This window comes from Agrobacterium sp. CCNWLW155 (genome assembly GCF_036888815.1).
GTDB classification, from domain to species: Bacteria; Pseudomonadota; Alphaproteobacteria; order Rhizobiales; family Rhizobiaceae; genus Agrobacterium; species Agrobacterium radiobacter.
The window spans coordinates 1-18871 of sequence record NZ_JBAKFW010000026.1 but is presented as its reverse complement, the minus strand read 5'-3'; the positions used below and the strand labels follow the sequence as shown (position 1 = coordinate 18871).

Annotated in this window: 11 protein-coding genes; 8 read left to right on the top strand and 3 right to left on the bottom strand. The window is 54.7% G+C overall.

The window, feature by feature from the left end; genetic code table 11:
- Positions 1-770: 770 nt before the first annotated feature.
- The 7 genes from V6S97_RS27930 to V6S97_RS27900 all read left to right on the top strand — a co-directional run bounded on the left by V6S97_RS27930 (position 771) and on the right by V6S97_RS27900 (position 15755).
- The gene (locus V6S97_RS27930) at positions 771-1538 is read left to right on the top strand and encodes a hypothetical protein (RefSeq protein ID WP_153064607.1); all 768 of its coding nucleotides are present in this window, start codon (positions 771-773) and stop codon (positions 1536-1538) included.
- A gap of 12 nt (positions 1539-1550) precedes the next feature.
- Entirely contained in the window at positions 1551-1835 is a 285-nt protein-coding gene (locus V6S97_RS27925) for a hypothetical protein (protein WP_107677952.1), read from the top strand.
- Between the two features lie 970 nt (positions 1836-2805).
- The gene (locus V6S97_RS27920) at positions 2806-3327 is read left to right on the top strand and encodes a hypothetical protein (protein WP_107677953.1); all 522 of its coding nucleotides are present in this window, start codon (positions 2806-2808) and stop codon (positions 3325-3327) included.
- Positions 3328-3390: 63 nt separating this feature from the next.
- Complete coding sequence (locus tag V6S97_RS27915) at positions 3391-3984, top strand: hypothetical protein (protein ID WP_107677954.1); 594 nt, start codon at positions 3391-3393, stop codon at positions 3982-3984.
- Between the two features lie 4 nt (positions 3985-3988).
- A complete protein-coding gene (locus tag V6S97_RS27910) occupies positions 3989-12061 on the top strand; it encodes a Hint domain-containing protein (RefSeq protein WP_334428302.1) in 8073 nt (2690 codons plus the stop codon).
- 71 nt (positions 12062-12132) lie between these two features.
- On the top strand, positions 12133-14289 hold the full coding sequence (locus V6S97_RS27905) for a type I secretion system permease/ATPase (protein WP_334428301.1): 2157 nt from the start codon (positions 12133-12135) through the stop codon (positions 14287-14289).
- On the top strand, positions 14286-15755 hold the full coding sequence (locus V6S97_RS27900) for an HlyD family type I secretion periplasmic adaptor subunit (RefSeq protein WP_334428300.1): 1470 nt from the start codon (positions 14286-14288) through the stop codon (positions 15753-15755). The genes V6S97_RS27905 and V6S97_RS27900 overlap by 4 nt, the downstream gene beginning before the upstream one ends.
- 86 nt (positions 15756-15841) lie before the next feature.
- Here V6S97_RS27900 and V6S97_RS27895 read toward each other — a convergent pair whose 3' ends face one another.
- Genes V6S97_RS27895 through V6S97_RS27885 form a run of 3 tightly spaced genes read right to left on the bottom strand, consistent with a single transcriptional unit; the run spans position 15842 to position 18660 of the window.
- A complete protein-coding gene (locus V6S97_RS27895) occupies positions 15842-16969 on the bottom strand; it encodes an HNH endonuclease (RefSeq protein ID WP_334428299.1) in 1128 nt (375 codons plus the stop codon).
- Complete coding sequence (locus V6S97_RS27890; RefSeq protein WP_334428298.1) at positions 16970-17458, bottom strand: hypothetical protein; 489 nt, start codon at positions 17456-17458, stop codon at positions 16970-16972.
- 5 nt (positions 17459-17463) lie between these two features.
- A complete protein-coding gene (locus tag V6S97_RS27885) occupies positions 17464-18660 on the bottom strand; it encodes a nucleotidyltransferase domain-containing protein (protein WP_334428297.1) in 1197 nt (398 codons plus the stop codon).
- Here V6S97_RS27885 and V6S97_RS27880 point away from each other — a divergent pair.
- A partial coding sequence (locus V6S97_RS27880) for a hypothetical protein (protein WP_334428296.1) occupies positions 18646-18871 on the top strand: 226 nt, incomplete at its 3' end. The genes V6S97_RS27885 and V6S97_RS27880 overlap by 15 nt on opposite strands.

Below are 18871 nucleotides of genomic sequence, written 5' to 3'. Positions count from 1 at the left end.
TCATAACCGCCCTTCGTGGGGTAGTGAACCGTAATTCGCCGAAACGTGTGAGACAAGTTAATTCCAGACGTAGTACCACCAGCTTCTCAAAAATGTTCCTCTAGCCGAAATGCTCATTCGGCCTGCCACTTCTCGACTGGGCTGCTTGACCAGATTTGCGAGGTACCAACGCCCCGCCTCTTTTATCCACAATGATGTCGCCTGGTTCAGTGATCGAGATGATGGCGGACTTATGGGTTCTCGGGCATGCGGGCGGTAAGCATACGGTAAGCTTGCAACTACCCACATCTGAGCGTCACCGCAATTTCGGCTCCGAGGCGAATGTCTGTTCGCCGGCTGAGGCCGTGCCAGACGACCGTATTTCCCGGTAGTGAATCTGAAGTTCTTGCAAGCTTCACCGTGGGCTTACAACATGCCGGCATATTTTTTCTTCCAGTCGAAGCAGGTTGTCTGGGTGCTCCCTGCCTTCAGGCGGATCTCAGCGATCAGTCTACCTTTATCATCCTCTTTCAGAATAAACGACTTCTGAGCGTCCGAAGACTGTTATGCATTCATCTTCTTCGGTTCCTTTCCCGACCACGAATCCCGATTGACCGCAATTTTAGCGAGTGTATTATGCCCTATTATTGTTGAGGGGTGGCATGTACTGTCGATTTTTTGGTGTATCCCTTGCCGGGCTCGTTACATTGAGCGCATGCGCAATACCTCCAGATGTCCGGGATTTCGCGCATGTCGACACTTACGATATAACTAGACGTGTCCGTTGTGAGATGCGGGACGCAGTGCGCCAAAAAGCCAAGGAAGCGATCGCTAGGCGCCAACCTGAAATTGCGGCGAAGCTGGTTGATGATGAAGATTTCTTGAAATTCGATTTTGCAGTCCTCGGTCGCGACGCTCAAAGCATTGTCAACGTTTATAAAGATACGCTTATCGGTTATGATTGGAACTTTGACATCACTGAAAAGAACGACGCTACCGCGGGCGTGGACGTTCTGCACACCTTTACGCGGGGGACCTTCGGTCTTGGTGCAAAGGTTACCAACAACCGAGAGCGCAACAATGTCGAGACCTTCCGGGAACTTGATAGTTTCGTGAAGTTAGCGACCATGGTCAGCAACGCAGACTATTGCAAGCCGGATGTCTACAAGCCCAAAAACTACATGTATCCGATCACCGGCAATCTAAACCTGATCAGTTACGTCAAAAAATATCTCGACCACAATCAGTCGGGAAACCTCGCAGGCGCTACGGGCAGCAAAGATTTGGCGACCTACAGTGTAAAGCTCAAGTTCACGACCCTGTGGAATTCCACGTTGACGCCAGACCTCAACTTACCTTCACGAGGACTGACCTGGGAGGTGGTTGGTGTAGATGGATCCGCTGAAAATAGCCGCACGGACGTGCATCAGGTATCAATCGTCATGGTGTTGCCCGCGGGCGGGGATCAAAGATCTATGACAATTGCCGAAGAGCGCGTACGCGCCGAACTGGAATATCTGCGTTTGCGAGATGATCTGCGTTCCTTTGCCAATCGTTGAGGAGAAACCACTATGGCAGAACAGGAAATCAAACCGGTCCTTTCGAAGGTTGAACGGAAGCTGGTTCCAGCGGCTACCATTTTCATGGCGGTGGACACTATCCGAAAGGCCGGCCTGGAAGAGGCGTTCCTTGCCGAATGCGCTAAGGACGGTCGCGGCATGGTCATCTCGAAGGCTGACCTGGATTTCGTCAAAACCTTCCTTACCGACTTCGCCAATCGCAGTCTGCTTACAGTAGACGTAGACGCTCTGCTGCCCAACATCAAGCGGATCGCGAAATCACGGCCCCAGTGCTGAGGTTTGTGGTGGGCCTAGCCAGTTCGCCGTATTGGACCACTGATTATAGTTAGCAAAACCTGGGGCGGGAGCGGCCGTGAAAATAGGGATGTTGATGGCGAACTCTGGTGCAGTAGTTGAAAAACGCCGGCAAAGTGGCTGTTGGGAAGCCTCCGCGCCACGTTTGGGCTCGTTTTTCTGATCGAAATGCTAGAAATTACGGCTGGTAGAGTGGACAATCTAAATCTCTCAAGACAAGCATATACTTAAGTGATGACGAAGACGAAGCTAGCAGCGCATGTTGTGTCGCGTGATGATTGCAACGACGCATATCCAGGCGTTGAGCGAGTGCCAAATCCCGAAGCTCTATCAGACCCCGCTGATCCTCAACGCTCAAGCGGCTTGACCTGCGGCACCGGAGGCGACGAACGCCGACGCCGAACTGGTGTCGACGTTTGTCATCGCAGCTTTCTCTGTGAAATCGTGCAATCCGCCGGACTGTTGATTTGCACGGAGAGTTAACCCAGGTAGTTGTGAAGAGACGTGACTTGCCTTTAGGTTCGTCTGTCTTTGCGGTTTTGGTCAAGCTCCCGCTTCTCTTCTTAGTTTTCGGATATATGGGCTGAACTGATATTTAAGCGCTATCCGTTTCCGGTGTCCAAGACGGGCAGTGATGGCCAATCACCCACGGGTCGATAGCTGTAAGCAAGATTGGCATTAACGAAGACGGCTATACTTTCGGCCTAGCGCAGGTAGAGGTGTAGACTTTCCACAAGGCTGCATTCAATTTCAAGTTGACGAAATCTTGCATGGTGATATCGGTGAATTCGCGGGTGACTTTCGGGGGCGAAATGGGTCAGCACGAATTTTTTGGCGGGATGGGTGCCACTGCGCAGTCGTTGCGTGTTTGTGGGCGGTTTGTGAGGGCGTATGAGCCATTCGGCGATATTATGGCGTCCAATTCGCCAGAATCATACGAAGGGCGCCGCGGATGACCCTCCCCGACCACAACCTTGCTGAAAATAGTCCCCAGGCAAATCCGCAAAGAAAAGGCCTGAAAGTTCGTCTTCTCGAAAAGGAAGACACGCCCGCCGTTCGCGAAATCATGAAGCAACATCATGCTTCGACGGTGTTTCGTGACCAAGAATTCTCCGACTGGAAACTTAACGAACACTTCAACCTCATTCTGTCTCGACCGCCACGCATGGTGTGTCCTGTCGCAATTTTGGACGGGAAGCCTGCCGGAGTCACTTGGGCAATCGCTGATTCCTACATGCTGAGCGACGGCCCACTGTTCGTAACTGTCCATGTGATCGCGGTCGATTTATCGTTGCCGCCTGTGCGCCGTGCCAAGGTGTTTCTATCTTTGGTCGCAGCCATCAAGAAATGGGCAGCCTCTCTCAACGCCAGCCACTCATTCGTTCATGTGACCACCGGTTCTCGTATAGAGGCCACGGAACGATTGATGAAGGCCTCGGGAGCAACCTTCGTCGGCGGAGCATTTATGTTATGAGGTTTAGTTGCCCCAGTGCGGCCCGATAAAGCTCTGTAGCGAGTAAAAGAAAGTACGAGAACAATGATAACGGAAAGAAGGAAAGGCTACATATCTCCAATACTGGCCCACGGAGATGATAAGTACTTTGATAAAAATTTGTTCCGAACGTTGAAGATTTTAAATTATGTATTGTTGCCTCTATGCATGGCAATTTACTATATTCCAGGACTCCACGTCTATCTGCAAGAATCAATTTCCTTTACGGATCATAATTGGCTTCCGGCGAGTTTTACCAAAAATATATACCAGCAACTGGAATTGAGAACAACCGGTAATGGAATGCGTTTTTTTCTTATCAACGCACTGCTTCAAGTTTCAACCTTTTTTATCGGAATATTTATTCTTGTTACCTTTAAAAGGTTCCACGGTACTCCGCCAAAACAATTAGATATTAGACAGTTCGCAGTTATTCCCCTGTTCGTCGTCCTACTCTACATGATGTTCGATTTTATTTTCACAACAGATATATCGGGAAATGAGGATAGGGATATTGCTTATACTGTACTAAATTCTCCTTTGATTATAGTTGTAACCGTTGGATTTTACTATGGTATTCAGGAATTATTAGTGCAGATTTTTTCATTCTTGTTCTTTTTCGTTCTCAAAAGAGGCTAAATAAATGGACTCCGGTGACTCTCGTTCAAAAGATACTCCCCCCTCATATCGGGATATGCCTGAGTGGGGGAACGTTGGCTTCGGTCTAACCGCAGAGGCCGCAAATTACGCAGTTGAACAATCGGCCGGACGTAACTTTGCTCTAGCCAGGGGTACCGCGCTGGCGATTGGATTAACTGTCGCTGATCTAGTGGCGGCGGCTAAACAGGGCGATTGGGAGCGGGTAACTGTCAAGACGGCGGGGATTGCCGGTGGTGTTCTTGGAGGGCTTTTGGGCGGCCTAATTAGCTCGCGGATGAAAGTTAGCGCACCTTTCGGAATTGGAATAACCTTCACGACCTCGTACAGAGGGCAAAAAGCCGCTGAACAAATCACGCAAAAAACGATCTCCGCCAGTCAAAAAGTACTCCGTGAGCTCGAAAAAATATCTGCAGGAATTTCGCACCGGATTAACCCGGCGAATTCCATTGGAATAGCGGAATGCTTCGAAGCGTCAACGAAAATTCTTCTCGCCGACGGCACGGAGAAACCCATATCGGAGGTCGAGGTTGGTGACACCGTCCTCGCCTTTGACGGGTCGGCGAATCTCGGGCGAGGAGCTTTGTGCCCGCGGCGGGTAAAGAAAGTATTTAGCAATACAACAAGCGAATTTGTCCGGCTTTCTTGGATAGCGGAAGGAAAACAAAGGGACCTCGTTGCCACCCCAGGCCATCATTTCCTAGCAGTTTCCGGTGATTTTCCTGAACTCGGAAACATGATTAAGGGTGGAAGGGCGGCGCTCCTCTCTCGGGCGGGAGAAATCCTGGAGGTTCTAGCTGAAACAATCACGTACTCCGCGGAAACTGCCCACTATTTTGAACGCGCGGAAGCGGTCAATATATCCAGCGGCAGCAGTGCGTTGGTAAAAGTTTCCCCTGCGGCCTGGAAAACGTACAATTTCGAGGTTGAAGACCTTCACACTTACGTTGCAGAAGGTATTCGTGTTCATAATATATCGGCGCCGTGGGCGCACACGACGGAAATCGGCATAGCCGCCGCTGTGCATGCGAGATATGTTGCCAATGTTCCACTAGATTACGCGATCAGTCTTGGCAGATCAGCCATGGCTTTTAACGACCCGAGCTATGGGAAGAGTGACCCAGTCGGCTACACGTCTGCAGGACGTGCAATTTCAATCGATAAGACGGCATTCAACACCTTCCTCGCTGAGAAAGGCGGGTCCTCTGCCAGCGCGAAGGATAGAGCCGCGGCCGCAGCGGTAGGGGCGATGGCAAATGGGCATAGCAGGACCGACGCGTTTGCAGTTGCCTATAACATAGCGCAAAAGAACGGTGTGGAGACGGACGGGGTATTCGACTCGTATGTTCGCCGCCAGATGGAGCAGCCCACAGGAGGAAGCGGTAAAGGCGGCGGTGCCGAAGCGATTTCCACCCCATCGCGTTCGGGATCGATTTCGGGCACCTCTGCCGGTACTGGAAAAACATCAAGTCGTGACTCAGCATCAGGTTCGTCCGGCTCTTCGGGGAAATCAGGAGGAGGTGATTCCACACCAGCGAACAGTGGAAAAAGCTCTTCCAGCAAATCCTCCGGCAATAACAATTCGTCCAGCAGCTCTTCGGGTAAACCTGTCCTGCTTGATCTGAACGGAGACGGCCGTCTTGATCTGAGCGATCAAGCAAACTCGGATATCTTCCTCGATATCGGCGGAGACGGTTACAAGCGCAGAACATCCTGGGTGGGCGCCGGCGATGGCGTTCTGATGATCGACGCCGATAATGACGGGACCATTTCATCCCGCAAGGAGATCGTCTTTACCGAGTGGAGCCCGTCGGCCGGGTCGGACATGCAGGCGCTCCGCCAGGTGTTCGACACGAACCAGAACGGCAAGCTCGATGCCGGTGACGCGCAATGGTCGCAGTTCAAGATCATGCTGACCAACGCGGATGGCACTGTTACGCAAAAGAGCCTCGCGGAACTGGGTATCGAATCCATTGATCTTTCGATCGACGAAACCAGGATCGATTTTGATGGTGGTTCCTCGATTGACGGGCAGACGACGTTTACCCGAACAAATGGTCAGACGGGTACTGCGGCAACCGCGACGCTGAAACATGACGACAACGGTTTTGCGGTCTCAGAGACCAGGACCATTGATGCATCCGGTAGTGTCACTGTCGTGACGAAAGCCCATGACAAGGATGGGCGTCTCGCTTCGGAGACGACGAAAACAACGAGCGCCAGCGGCCTCGATGTGACGATGCGGTTCGATGACAATGGCGACGGTGTCGTTGATCGTGTCCTGACCGACGTTACAACCATCGGGCAGGATGGTGCACGCACACGGACTGAAACAATGCGAAACGGCGGCGGAACCCTGCTTTGGTCGAGAACGTCAGACCTCAGCGCCGATGGCAAGACCACTGTTATTAACCGTGACGAGCTCGGTGGCGGCTATACCACAGAACGGGAAACGCGCGTCATCGGTAGCGACAACAGCCTGACGACGACGATTGCCCAACTCGCTCAGAACGGCGATATGATCAGCCAGACATCCAGCGCTCTCAGCGCTGACAGGCTGAGCCGTACGTTTTACATCGACGCAAACGGCAATGGTCAGAACGAACGTATAACCGAGCACCAGACAATCCGGTACGCGGATGGCGGCCGTTTCGAGCGCGACCTGACATGGGGCGCGGACTGGTCGTTGTTGCGCAAGGAAGAAGTCGCGATCTCCGCCGACAATCTGACACAGACGCGGTTCGTGGACCTTGATGGGGACGCTATCTGGGACAATACATTTACTAGCTTAGTGTCTCGCAACCAGGCCGGTGATACCACCGTTCGGGAAGCGTCATTTGTGCGTGACGGCGCAAAATACAAAGACCTTGAGACGACTACGTCCGCGGACGGATTATCGCGTAGCATTCGCGAAGACGTGGATGGCGATGGGACTTTTGACCGCAGGGTGGCGGACCTTACGTCGATATCTGCCGATGGCACGAAGACGAGGACGATTACCAATCGCAGCGCGTCCGGCCATCTTCTGTCGCAAACAACGGAACAGAGGCACGCGGACGGCCTGACCGGCAGCAACACTGTGGATTCCAATGGCGATGGCCACACCGACCAGCTCATTACGGTGTCCAGAGCCGCCGATGGTACGATCACTGAAACCAACCGGATACTTTCTGCTGATGGCTCCGTGGCCTCAGAGTCCCTCAAGGAAACCAGTGCCGACGGGTTGGTGTCGACGTCGAAACTTGACCGTCACGGTCGCGGACGATTTGATGAAATCACATTGAGCAGTCTCATCAGGCAAGCCGATGGCAGCTCGACAAGAACCCTCGAAAAGCGCTCCGAAAACAGCACGCTTGTCAATCGTATCGTCGAGTCCAGCAATGCCACGGGCCTCTCGACGTCAAAATCCACGGACGTTGATGGAAACGGCAGTTTCGATCAGGTGATCAGTGCGAACAAGACGCAAAACGCCGATGGCAGCGAAACGCTTATCACCGAAAACCGCAGTGGAGACGGAACCCTCATCTCGAAAGAGGAAAACTGGGTGACTGCCGATAAACGCGGCAAGCTCGTTCGGACTGACAGTGACGGCGATGGCAACATCAATACAGAGGTCGGCAGCACGATCGGAGCGGACGGCGGTGAATTCGTCGAAAACCGTTCTCTTACGAATACCGGCACTCTTCTTTCTCGAACCACAACCGTCACGTCGGCCAACAAGCTCAATATCTACCAGACGGTCGATTTTGATGGCGACGGCATTATCGACCGTGTTCACAACCAATATACCGACCTTCCAGCCGATGGCAGTTCCTATACCTCGCGCACGACGTCGGCAAACGACGGCTCCGTTATTCGCCAGGACGTCAAATGGGTATCGGGCAACGGGATGAACGAATCCAGCCAGTCGGACCTCAACGGTGACTGGGTGTATGACGAGACGACCAACCGGAATACCGCAGTCGAAGATGACGGCACGGTTCGGATCATCGAAACGAAGCTGTCTGGAAGCAGCATTGCATCCCGCTCGACCGTCAGAACCTCGGCAAATGGCCTGATCTCGACCGCTGAGCAGGACTTTGACGGTGACAACGCGGTTGACGATGTCACCAGGACCACAAAATCTCTGCTTGAGAATGGAGCAGTGATCGAGACCGTCACAAAGCGCTCCGGAAACAACGAGCTCGTCTCCTCGACCAGCAAAACCACCAGTTCTGACGGCATGTCCATCGTCCAGCTGGAAGATGTTGATGGCGACGGCATAACCGACTATCGCACCGAACAGACGATTGCCGCGTCCGGCAATTCCTCCCTCGAGGTGAAAGAGCTCGGTCAGAATGGCGAGGTCCTTTCCCGCACCGCAACGACAACGCTGCGCGGTGGACTGTCTTCGACGCAGGTTATCGATCGTGACGGAGACGGGACCGTCGATGAGACCCGGACATCCAGCACGACGATTGACGCTTACGGCGTCAAGACAACGCAAACCTCCCGCTATCAGGGCAGTTCGACGCTGCTTGAACGCGCGACTGTCACCGAAACCACCAATGGGCTTTCGAAAAGTACCGTATATGCTGACGGAAACACGGCCAGGTTGCGGAGCGTCAACGAAACCACGGAGATTCTGCAAAACGGCTCGACCAGACAAACGACCGAGATCCGAAAGGGCGATCTGTCTCTTGAGAGCAAGACCGTTGTTCTGACCTCGGGTGACAAACAATCCATCGTGACATCCGTGGATGTGGATGGTGACGGCAAGATCGATCACTCCCTCAACCAGGAACTGCTCGACAACGGCGTATCGCGGCAGACTTTTGTCGAGATGCGACCGGACGGCATAGCTGCTGATCGTAGCAAAACGGTTGAGATGAGTACCAACAAACTTGTCGAGACGACGACGTTCGACGCAAACGGCGACGGCGCCTCCGACGGTCGCATTATCAAAACCAAATCGCTGAAGCTCGACGGCGGTGCCACGACGACCACCGACTACCAGACCAACGTGAATGGCAACTGGGTCACGAAGGGCAAGGAAGAGCATTCCGAGAGCGGAAACGGTCTTACACAATCCACATCATGGAATGATGCCGGCGGTTCGGGGTGGACGGCCAGCCGAAGCCTGACCCAAAGTTTGCACGCCGATGGCTCGCGAACTGCCGTTGAAACATGGCAGGCCGCAGCGACAACTGTCCGACGCACCGAGACGACCGTCTCTGCCAATGGTATGGGGAAGACCGTGCAGGTCGACGCCGATGGAAACGGCACGTTCGACGAAAAGAGGGTCACGAACAAAACGTTCAACAGTGATGGCACGATCGTGGAGACGTCCCGTACCACGGGCGTGAGCGACGCACTTCTTTCCCTCGTGAGCATGACCACAAGCGCAGACGGTTTGACGACAACGACGAGAGATCAATCAGCCCTCGTGCCGGCAGCGACAAGAACGACAGTCCGGTCGTTGCGAGAAAAGGCTGACGGCTCGCAGGTTGAAACGGCGACCGTCCGTGATGGCAGTAATGCGATCATCGAGACCATCACCGCGGAAACATCGTTCGACAAGCGTCTACTTGTCACGAAGCGTGATCAAAATGGCGATGGCACAGTCGATCAGATCGAAGAAACGAAGCGGACGATCGACGGTCGCGAGATCACGACCATCACCAACTTCCGAACTACGGGAACTGTTTCGAGCAAGAGCGTCGATACGGTTTCGGCCGACCGCCTCACGCGGATCATCGAGATCGACAAAAACGGTGACGGCGCCTTCGATACCAAAAAGACCCTGAAAAGCTACCTCTATGCTGACGGCAGCAAGGAGGTGACGACAACCGAACTAGAATTGGCGAACGGCAAGACACGCTCGACCAGCAAAAGCACGACAAGTGCTGACGGACGGCGTTTCCTCGAGGAAACAGACGTCGACGGAAACGGATCGATCGATCAAACCGTCGAGGAAACATCGCTCGCCTCCGGCGCACGCGTCACGAAAGTCACCAACACAGCAGCGGCTCGTAAATCCGCCTACATGCGTTTTGGTGAAATCTATTGGAACAATGCTACCCCCGCAGCGAGCGAGACAACCGCCAACGCGAACCAGATGACCAAAACCAGCAAGCTGGATCAGGATGGCGACGGTTATTTTGAAACCGTCATGAAAACCTCGACATTGATCGATGGCAGCGTCAAGACGGATGTCACCGAAACCAAGACGGACGGCACGGTGAAGGCACGCGGATCATTCCGCATGAGCCACGACGGCTCCACGACCGTCCTTGAGAAAGACAGCAACAACGATGGTGTGGTCGACTACGTCGAAACCTCGATCAGGATGACGAGCGGCGCGGTTGTTCAGACGGCGGTTACAAAGAGCGCGGCTGGCGTCGACACGGAAACCCGCACAACCAACGTTGATGCGTTCGGAAGCATTCTGACAAGCATCACCAAGGATGCATCGGGCAGGAAGATTGCCGAGCAGAACAAACTTGCAGACGGTACGTCGACCAGACTGACATACGTTGCGGAATCCGGATGGGTCAAAAGCAGTGAGGTCCTCGACAGCTTCAATTTTCTGAAGAGCGCCACGCTTTATGACCGGGCGAATGCCGAAGCCTGGTCCCGTGTCGAACAGACCTATGATGGGGAAGAACGCAAAACGCTTGAAAAGCAGCTTATGGACGATGGTACCTCTGTCACGATCTCCTTTGTTGCCGCGACGGGTGCTCAGATCAAGGCCGAGTACTTCAATGCATCCGGCGTAAGAACGGGTCTGGTCGATTTCGACACGGGCAATACCGAATCCTGGCGTGAGGTCCACCGCACGTTCGACGCGCAGGGCAGAGTGGTTACTCAAATCGACATGCAAGATGACGGCTCTAAGGTCGAATACACCTTCGATGTCGCGAACACGGAATTTTGGTCACGATACATGAACCGGTTCGACAGCGCCGGCCGTCATTTTTATGCGCATCGTACGAACGACAGTGGCACCTATGACACCATCACATTCGATGTTTCAAATGTCCAGCCGTGGACCAAGTTGGAGCAGGCGTTTGATTCTTCCGGACGGGAAACTATTCGGATCGAGTACTGGGACAATGGAAACCGTACGTATTCCGACGTGAGCGGAACTCAGGCTTGGAGCAGAATCGAACAGGTTTTTGCAGGCCCTGACCAGATTTCCACGAGCACGATGTTCATCGATGACGGTAGTGTTCAGAAAACAATATTTGATGTTAGCAATAGTTATAACTGGAAATCGATAACAGTGAACTTTGTTGATGTGAACTCCCAGCATGTACGTTCACCGCAGCTTTTGCGAAAAGACTGGGACAACGGCGATTACCAATTATTTGTGCGATCTCAAAATGGAACAACAGATTATACTTACACCTCCTCAGGCCAGTTGAAAATTCCACCTCATTTCTGGGACGGAATGTACGTTGTTTATGACACCCTAGTAAATCGGATGTTTGTTCGCCCAACACTGCAACCTGTTGCAATCGACCTAAATGATGATCAGCACTTGGATTTACGCCCGTTGGACGTGGCACAGTTCAATGAGGCCGGAATACAGTTTGATTGGGACGGAGACGGTTCAACTAATACGACTGCGTGGGTTGGCCCACAGGATGGCTTCCTTGCTATTGACCTTGCAGCGGACGGCTCTACGGGTCCGGATGGCATGATCAACCAGGCGAAAGAACTCGCTTTCACTCTGTGGCCAACGGAAGAACAGGGCTCGACCGATTCCGATCTGGAGGCAGTGCGGCTTGTCTTTGATACGAACAACGACGGTCTGTTGAGTGCCGAGGATGCCCGTTGGAGCGAGTTCCGTGTCTGGCAGGACATCAACCAGAACGGTATTAGCGAGGTCGGCGAGCTTTCGACCCTCGACCAACTCGGTATCAAATACATCAACCTGATACCGACTGCTGATGGAGCGCAGAACTTCGCTGATGGCTCAGCGATAACTGGCACCAGCTTCCTCGAACAGGTTGACGGTCAAACCCGCCTCGTCGGCGACGTCAGGCTGGCATACCAGCCGTCTGCGCCGACCTGATAAACCTCTCCATCTTCACCTCATGCGGATTTGCAGACACCTGCAAATCCGCTCACCAACTGATCTGAGATATGGATACAGGTGTACTGAACCCCTCCTCCACGACGAATGCCGACGCCGGACTGGCGTCGCTCGCAGCCGTCGCAGCATTTTTCCGGATTTCCTGTAATCCGGCAGACCTGTCACGGGAACTGGCTCTCACCACCGAGGCGACCCGCGACGATATTTTGCGGGCAGCCAAACGTGTGGGCCTGAAGGCAAAACCCGTTCGTGAGGATCGGTTTGCCAGTGGCAAGGTGATCCCGACCCCATGTATCGCCGTGCTGGCCGATGGCGGGTTTGCCGTCTTTGCGGGGAAAACGGAGGAGGACGGCTATCGGCTGGTCGACCCCGTCAGCTTCATCAGCCGGACGGTGCCACTCGAGGAACTGCTGTCGCTAACGTCGGGAAACTTCATACTGCTCCAGCGGGGATTTGCAGACGTTTCTGCATTCCAACGGCGGTTCGGTTTTGCCTGGTTTCTGCCATCGCTCTGGCGCTACCGAAGCGCCCTCGCCCATGTTTTTCTCGCTTCACTTTTCCTGCAGCTCTTTGCGCTTGTCTCGCCATTGTTTTTCCAAGTGGTGGTCGACAAGGTACTGGCCCACCGTAGCTACTCGACATTGACTGTCCTGATCATAGGACTTGCCGCCATCGGCCTGTTCGACGTCGTGCTTCAGTATCTGCGAACCTACGCGCTCACGCATACGACCAACCGGATCGACGTGGAGCTTGGACGCCGGCTCGTCCGGCACTTGCTGAACCTTCCACTGAACTATTTCGAAACCCGCGCCGCCGGCCAGACGGTTGCCCGTGTACGCGAACTCGAAACCATCCGCAATTTCCTGACCGGACAGGCGCTGTTTTCAGTCCTTGATCTCATCTTCACCTTCGTCTTTATCGCAGTGCTGTTTGCCTATTCCACGGTGCTTGCCTGGATCGTCGTCGCCTCCATCCCCTTTCTCGTGCTTATCGGATTTTTGATCCGCCCTTCCCTCAAACACCGTATCGACGAAAAATTCGACCGGGGTGCCCTCAGCCAGCAATTGCTCGTGGAGTCCGTTATCGGCATGCAGACCCTCAAGGCATCTGCCGTCGAACCCGTCGTTGCCGCGCAATGGGAAGAGCGTCTGGCGGCTTATGTGCAGTCGTCCTTTGCAGCGACCATGCTCGCGGCGAAGGGCCAGACGGCCATCCAGTATGTCAACAAGATCACCTCGGCCGCGCTTCTTCTGTTCGGCGCACAGGCCGTCATCGACAATGAGCTGACCGTCGGCGGGCTGGTCGCCTTCAACATGATTGCCGGTCAGGTGTTTCAGCCGGTTCTGCGCCTGTCGCAGCTGTGGCAGGATTTTCAGCAGGTGCAGGTATCCGTCGAGCGTCTGTCGGATGTTCTGAATGCGCCCGAAGAGCCCAAACCCGCGATCCCTGTCAGCCTGCCGCCGCCGAAGGGTACTATCTCCTTCAAGGGCGTGAACTTCCGCTATTCCAGTGATGGTCCGGAAATCCTCAAGAACATTTCGCTGTCCGTGCGTCCGGGCGAAGTGATCGGCATTGTTGGCCCGTCGGGCTCGGGCAAGTCGACGCTGACCAAACTTCTGCAGCGGTTTTATCTGCCCTCCAGCGGCCAGGTCATGGTCGACGGTCAGGACATTGCCCATGTCAACCCGGCCTGGCTGCGCTCCAATATCGGCGTCGTGCTTCAGGAAAACATGCTGTTCAACCGCACGATCCACGAAAACATCAGTATCGCCAATCCTGCCATGTCGCGCGCGGCCGTCATCAATCTCGCCCGACTGTCAGGCGCAGATGAATTCGTTGCCAAGCTTCCGAAGGGATACGACACCGTCATTGAAGAGCGCGGTGCAAACCTCTCCGGCGGCCAGCGGCAACGGCTGGCAATTGCCAGGGCGTTGTCCGTCAATCCACCCATTCTCATTCTGGACGAAGCAACCAGCGCGCTCGACTACGAAAGTGAGAGACTGATCCTCGCAAACATGCGTCACATTGTTCAGGGCCGCACAGTGTTGATCATCGCCCACCGGCTCGCGACCATCCGGAGCTGTAACCGCATCATCGGCATGGCCGACGGCAGAATAGTTGAAGAGGGCAGCCACGAAGATCTGCTGGCCCGCGATGGCGGCCTCTACAAGCATTTATGGGATTTGCAGATGGGGTCGAGCAAATGAGAGGAAAGACGCGACCTGTACCGACCGGGGCAACAAACACAAAGGTCAGCGATGACTATAGCGACTTCCTCCCTGCCGCCCTCGAAATTATCGAAAAGCCCGCCTCCCCGGTCCGTTATGCCCTCATGTGGTTCGTCTGCACCGTCGCAGCCTCGGCACTGATCTGGAGCTTTATCGGCAGGATCGATGTTGTTGCGACCGCGCAGGGAAAAGTCCAACCATCCGGTCGCGTCAAGGTCGTTCAATCAACGATCTCCGGACGTGTGGTCTCAGCGCCTTTTGCCAACGGCACCGAGGTCAAGGCAGGTGATCTTCTGGTGAAACTCGATGATATCGAACTGAAGGCGGAAGACGCTCGGCTGCGGGTGACAATCGAGGCCTTGCAGGCTGAGCACGTTCGACGGATGACGGAACTTGTCACCGTCGAAAACCACGACTGGAGCACAGGTCCGGATATCGCCGTCGATGTAATCCCCGATTTCGCGGCGAATACGCAGGCAACCATCCGCCTGCGGGAAACAGCAATCCTGAAAGCCAACCTTCTGCAGCTCAAGGAGACGATGAGAAATCTCGCCGCCCAGACGCAATTGCAGTCCGCATCGATCGACCGGCTTCAATCCATGTCACGCGCTCAGGCCAACCTGATCACCACGCTGACCGAGCGTGTCTCAATGCGATCAGGCCTGCTCGAACGCGCCGCCGGCAGGAAATCGGATGTCCTCGACGCCACACAGGCTTTGCGCGAAGAAGAGGCAACCTTGTCGACCTATGCAGGACAGTTGCTCGAAGCCCAGGCAAGTCTCGCTGTTGCAGAGACCGAAAAAAACAAGGTCCTGTCGACATTCGTTGCCGATAATATCCAGAAGTCAGGTGATCTCGCCCGGCAGATGGACGAAGCACAACAGGAGCTGGTGAAGGCCGAAAAACGGCTCGCTGCCGCCGCGATTTATGCTCCATCCGACGGCGTTGTCCAAGCCTCGTCGATTACCACGACCGGTCAGGTCGTGTCGGCGGAGACAGAAATCATGCGCATTATCCCCGCCAATCTGCCTCTCGAAATCGAGGTGTTTTTCGCAAACCAGGATGTCGGCTTCGTAAAGCCCGGCCAGCCGGCGGTCATCAAGGTCGAAACATTTCCGTTCACCCGTTATGGTGTTCTCACCGGAACAGTAAAAACCGTGGCACGGGACGCCATACCCAATCCCGACGCGCAAGCGATGGAAGAGCAAGCCGCCCCGCAGTTCAGGAGTGTTGTGCCGGGCGGGAATGTGCAGCGGCTGCAAAACCTTGTTTACCCGGCAACGATTGCTCTCGATACGACAGAGATAAACGTCGATGGGGTCATGCGCCCGCTTTCACCTGGCATGGCGGTGTCAGTCGAAATAAAAACCGGAACCCGGCGGATCATTGACTATTTCTGGTCGCCAGTCGCGCGGGTGGCGTCTGAGGCAATGCAAGAGCGATAGCCTCGACTGCTGTGACGCTAAAGCTAAGAGCGTTTCACTATCAAGTTTAGTGCTCTTGAACCAATTCGAACTTACGATCCACTGTTTCACTGGATCCGCAGAGCATAGAAGAACCCACCGACTTTGCGATTTTGATCAAACACGTTCAACGGCAAATCGGCTTTCGGCATCCATATGCGCCCCACTTCCACCGCCGCAGCGACCGGCAAGGCGGGAAAGACGTTGATCGTTGCCCCTTCTCCGTGCACCGCCTTTATCTGGTCAAACAGCCGTCTCAATTCCTGGCGAAATCGCGAGAGGTCTCCGGCGTTCCGCATGACGTCGTTATGCGGCGAGATCGCCCTGATCGACCAGACCGAAACATCGTGACCCAAAACGGTTTCGATGCGTCCCTTCGATATCGTCGCGCTCAAACCCAGAATCAGGGCCACCTTCGAATAAACCTCGGTGGGTGCTTCAACCTGAAACTGGATCGGAGCGCTGTCGTTCTGCCACTTCCATGTCGCCGGTTCTCTGTGGCGTTGATGAACCTCGGCAGGCAGAATATCGCAAAGCTGCCTTCCCAGTTCAATCAGGAGCGGCTGGGGCGCTAGCGCGAAAATGCTTGCGTGGGTGATCTGCTGTCGTTCTATCCGGCCTCTGATTTTGTCAGCAAATAACCGTTGAAGGTTGGTCTGCTGAACCTGCCAGTACTGTTCGTCGGCGTCGTCGAGGGAGAGGCCGAGCATTTCAAGATCAATCGTTTCAAATGATGCCGGTGAGCGCTCCGGCAGCATCGACGCGAATATGTCCTCTCTTGCCACAAGCGCTTCATTTTTGCCGATGTTGGCTCCGAAACGGATGACATGCGAGGCGCGATCCGGTTGGATACCACTGGCCAGACGGACCCTTCGCTCATGCTCTTCCTTCATAAGGACCAGAAGTTCCTCAGGATGGTCGTCTGGCGCTTCATTGTCGATCAGTCGGTGGCACTTGGCGCAGAGAAGCATGAGGTTGGAGATGTCTCTGGCGAGAAGCGTTGATCTTGTCGGATGACCGCGGGCTCCCTCAGGCGAGTCGGCAACAATATGGGCGACAAACCCAAACATCTTGTCCTCCTTGCCCGAGAGGAGGTCACCGATGAGCTCACAGTTGCAACCGCGAAACTGGCAGCGGCCGGCAGCACGCGCCCACAGCGCGCGCTGAACCTTCTCGGGAATCCTCGACTTTGCCATTCAACAGACCTCCCGAACTGGCGCGTGTCGCTGCAGACGGCTTCGACTGACACGCTGCTTCACATCGCGATGCTCCGGATGCTCTCCACCGCCTCGCCACTCGCCATCGATCAGCCAATCCTCGAAATAAAAGAGCCAGAGCGACGTCCAGGGAATGATGGTCTGATCGAGCCTCATCCAGGGCTGCCACTCATATGTGCGTGGCAAATAGAGACAGAGACGGGTAGGCCTCTGGTCGTATACGTGTGGAAGGTCCTTTCCACCGGATAGCATCAGCAGATCAGGATTGTCCAGATACACCCTCGGCGAGCGATTGACCGCAAATTCCAACCGCGCGTCATAGATTCGTGAAAGCGGCGTGGGTGACGATTTATAGTGCCAACTAAAATGTCCTGATCCGAGTTCACCATCCCCGGCCGACAACGGGTTCTTCGTCAGCAGAAGAAACTGCTGCGCGGCGGTTAGTGGCTTCGGATCGGAAAAACGCAAGGCGGCTATCTTCCAAAAAAAGTGTTTGCGCGAACGGAGGTGACCGTGGCCGTGGTGATACCTGTCATGAGACCGATGCGGGGTGCGACGCCAAGGGTGCCCTTCTGACGAGAGGTCGAGATGTCATCGGTGATGGAATCTACTACAGCCTTTGCCGGGGCAGGCCCGAAGGCGTCGCCGAGTTGTCGCTTTAGGCCATCAAGCCCTTCCACATCCCTCAGCCTGCTGAGGTCGTCCATAGCACGGGTATGCCAAGTGAAAAATATTTCGGCGCGCTTGGGATCGCCGTTCCACTTTTCGGAAAAATTCTCCCCCTTCGTCGTCTCGTTCCAGACGAACCATTGCATCTGGCCGTCAACGCGGTGCGCCTCGATGAAGTCGGGCATGTGCCGGATGACGTCGAAGAGCAGATCCAGTTCAGAGTCGTAGATGTAGGTTCTGACGCAATACTCGTAACTCCGGGACGCCAAGGTCGTCACCAGAACCGAAATCGGCGACAGAGATATATCGATCTCGTTGACGGCGATGAAAACATCCCGGTGGCGCTTCAGGATCTGCACGACCCTCTGCAACAGGCCCTTGAAATGAACCTGCTCAGGAAAGGGTTCGATGTCGGCACGAGCGCGATCCTGAGTATGTAAGCTTTTCGTCACCCGGAAACGTGGCAGCAACTTCACACGTTCAAGGAACAATGCCTTGTAGCCCTTCGGGTTTGACGGCTTCCAGATCTTGAGTGCCCGATCGGGCACGAGTTCTCCGCGCATGGCGCAGTTCCGGTTCGGAATGGACGGGGTGATGTCCATATGGAATTCGTTAGCGTAGACGAGCCGCCAGCAGCGCGCCATCTCCACCAGAAGCGGTTTGTAATGGCCATTGGCCTTCAACCTATCACCGATCGCCTTCTTCAATGCGGCAGGCTCGACCCAATGTCCAAGATATGGTGCATGCGCTACCAGATCGACGTCATGTTCATTGCTGCCGATCGGCTTGACGGTCGTTCCGATCGCGGTCGATCCCTGGAGGAAAATTCCCATTGCCTTGAGCAACGGATCCTCCGCGTCAGCCAACCATCCACCCACCCCGTCGTAGCGCTCCTTTGCAAGGTCCGCCTGGCTCGGCGCGATTTCGAGAGTGGCGCACATTCGATCAAGAGCACCGATGAGCATTCCATCCCGCATGACAAGTCGATGATCGTGAAACATGCATTCCTCCTGCGCCCCGAAAAGGGATTTGGCTGTAAGATTTGCCAGTCCAGTTTCATACAGATAAATCGAACGCTTGCCATCGTCAAGCTCCGTGCTATATTTTTGTACAGATTAACCGAACGGCGCGGCACGCGAGTGCACGCGCCTTCAGTGATTCAAGGGAGTAATTCGAACATGTCTTTGGCTGCCAAGCTCAAAGAACTCAGGG

What these genes read in the sequence shown, in the direction of transcription:
- V6S97_RS27930 (WP_153064607.1), top strand. Translation starts at nt 771, where the DNA reads ATGCGGGACGCAGTGCGCCAAAAAGCCAAGGAAGCGATCGCTAGGCGC.
- V6S97_RS27925 (WP_107677952.1), top strand. Translation starts at nt 1,551, where the DNA reads ATGGCAGAACAGGAAATCAAACCGGTCCTTTCGAAGGTTGAACGGAAG.
- V6S97_RS27920 (WP_107677953.1), top strand. Translation starts at nt 2,806, where the DNA reads ATGACCCTCCCCGACCACAACCTTGCTGAAAATAGTCCCCAGGCAAAT.
- V6S97_RS27915 (WP_107677954.1), top strand. Translation starts at nt 3,391, where the DNA reads ATGATAACGGAAAGAAGGAAAGGCTACATATCTCCAATACTGGCCCAC.
- V6S97_RS27910 (WP_334428302.1), top strand. Translation starts at nt 3,989, where the DNA reads ATGGACTCCGGTGACTCTCGTTCAAAAGATACTCCCCCCTCATATCGG.
- V6S97_RS27905 (WP_334428301.1), top strand. Translation starts at nt 12,133, where the DNA reads ATGGATACAGGTGTACTGAACCCCTCCTCCACGACGAATGCCGACGCC.
- V6S97_RS27900 (WP_334428300.1), top strand. Translation starts at nt 14,286, where the DNA reads ATGAGAGGAAAGACGCGACCTGTACCGACCGGGGCAACAAACACAAAG.
- V6S97_RS27895 (WP_334428299.1), bottom strand. Translation starts at nt 16,969, where the DNA reads ATGGCAAAGTCGAGGATTCCCGAGAAGGTTCAGCGCGCGCTGTGGGCG.
- V6S97_RS27885 (WP_334428297.1), bottom strand. Translation starts at nt 18,660, where the DNA reads ATGTTTCACGATCATCGACTTGTCATGCGGGATGGAATGCTCATCGGT.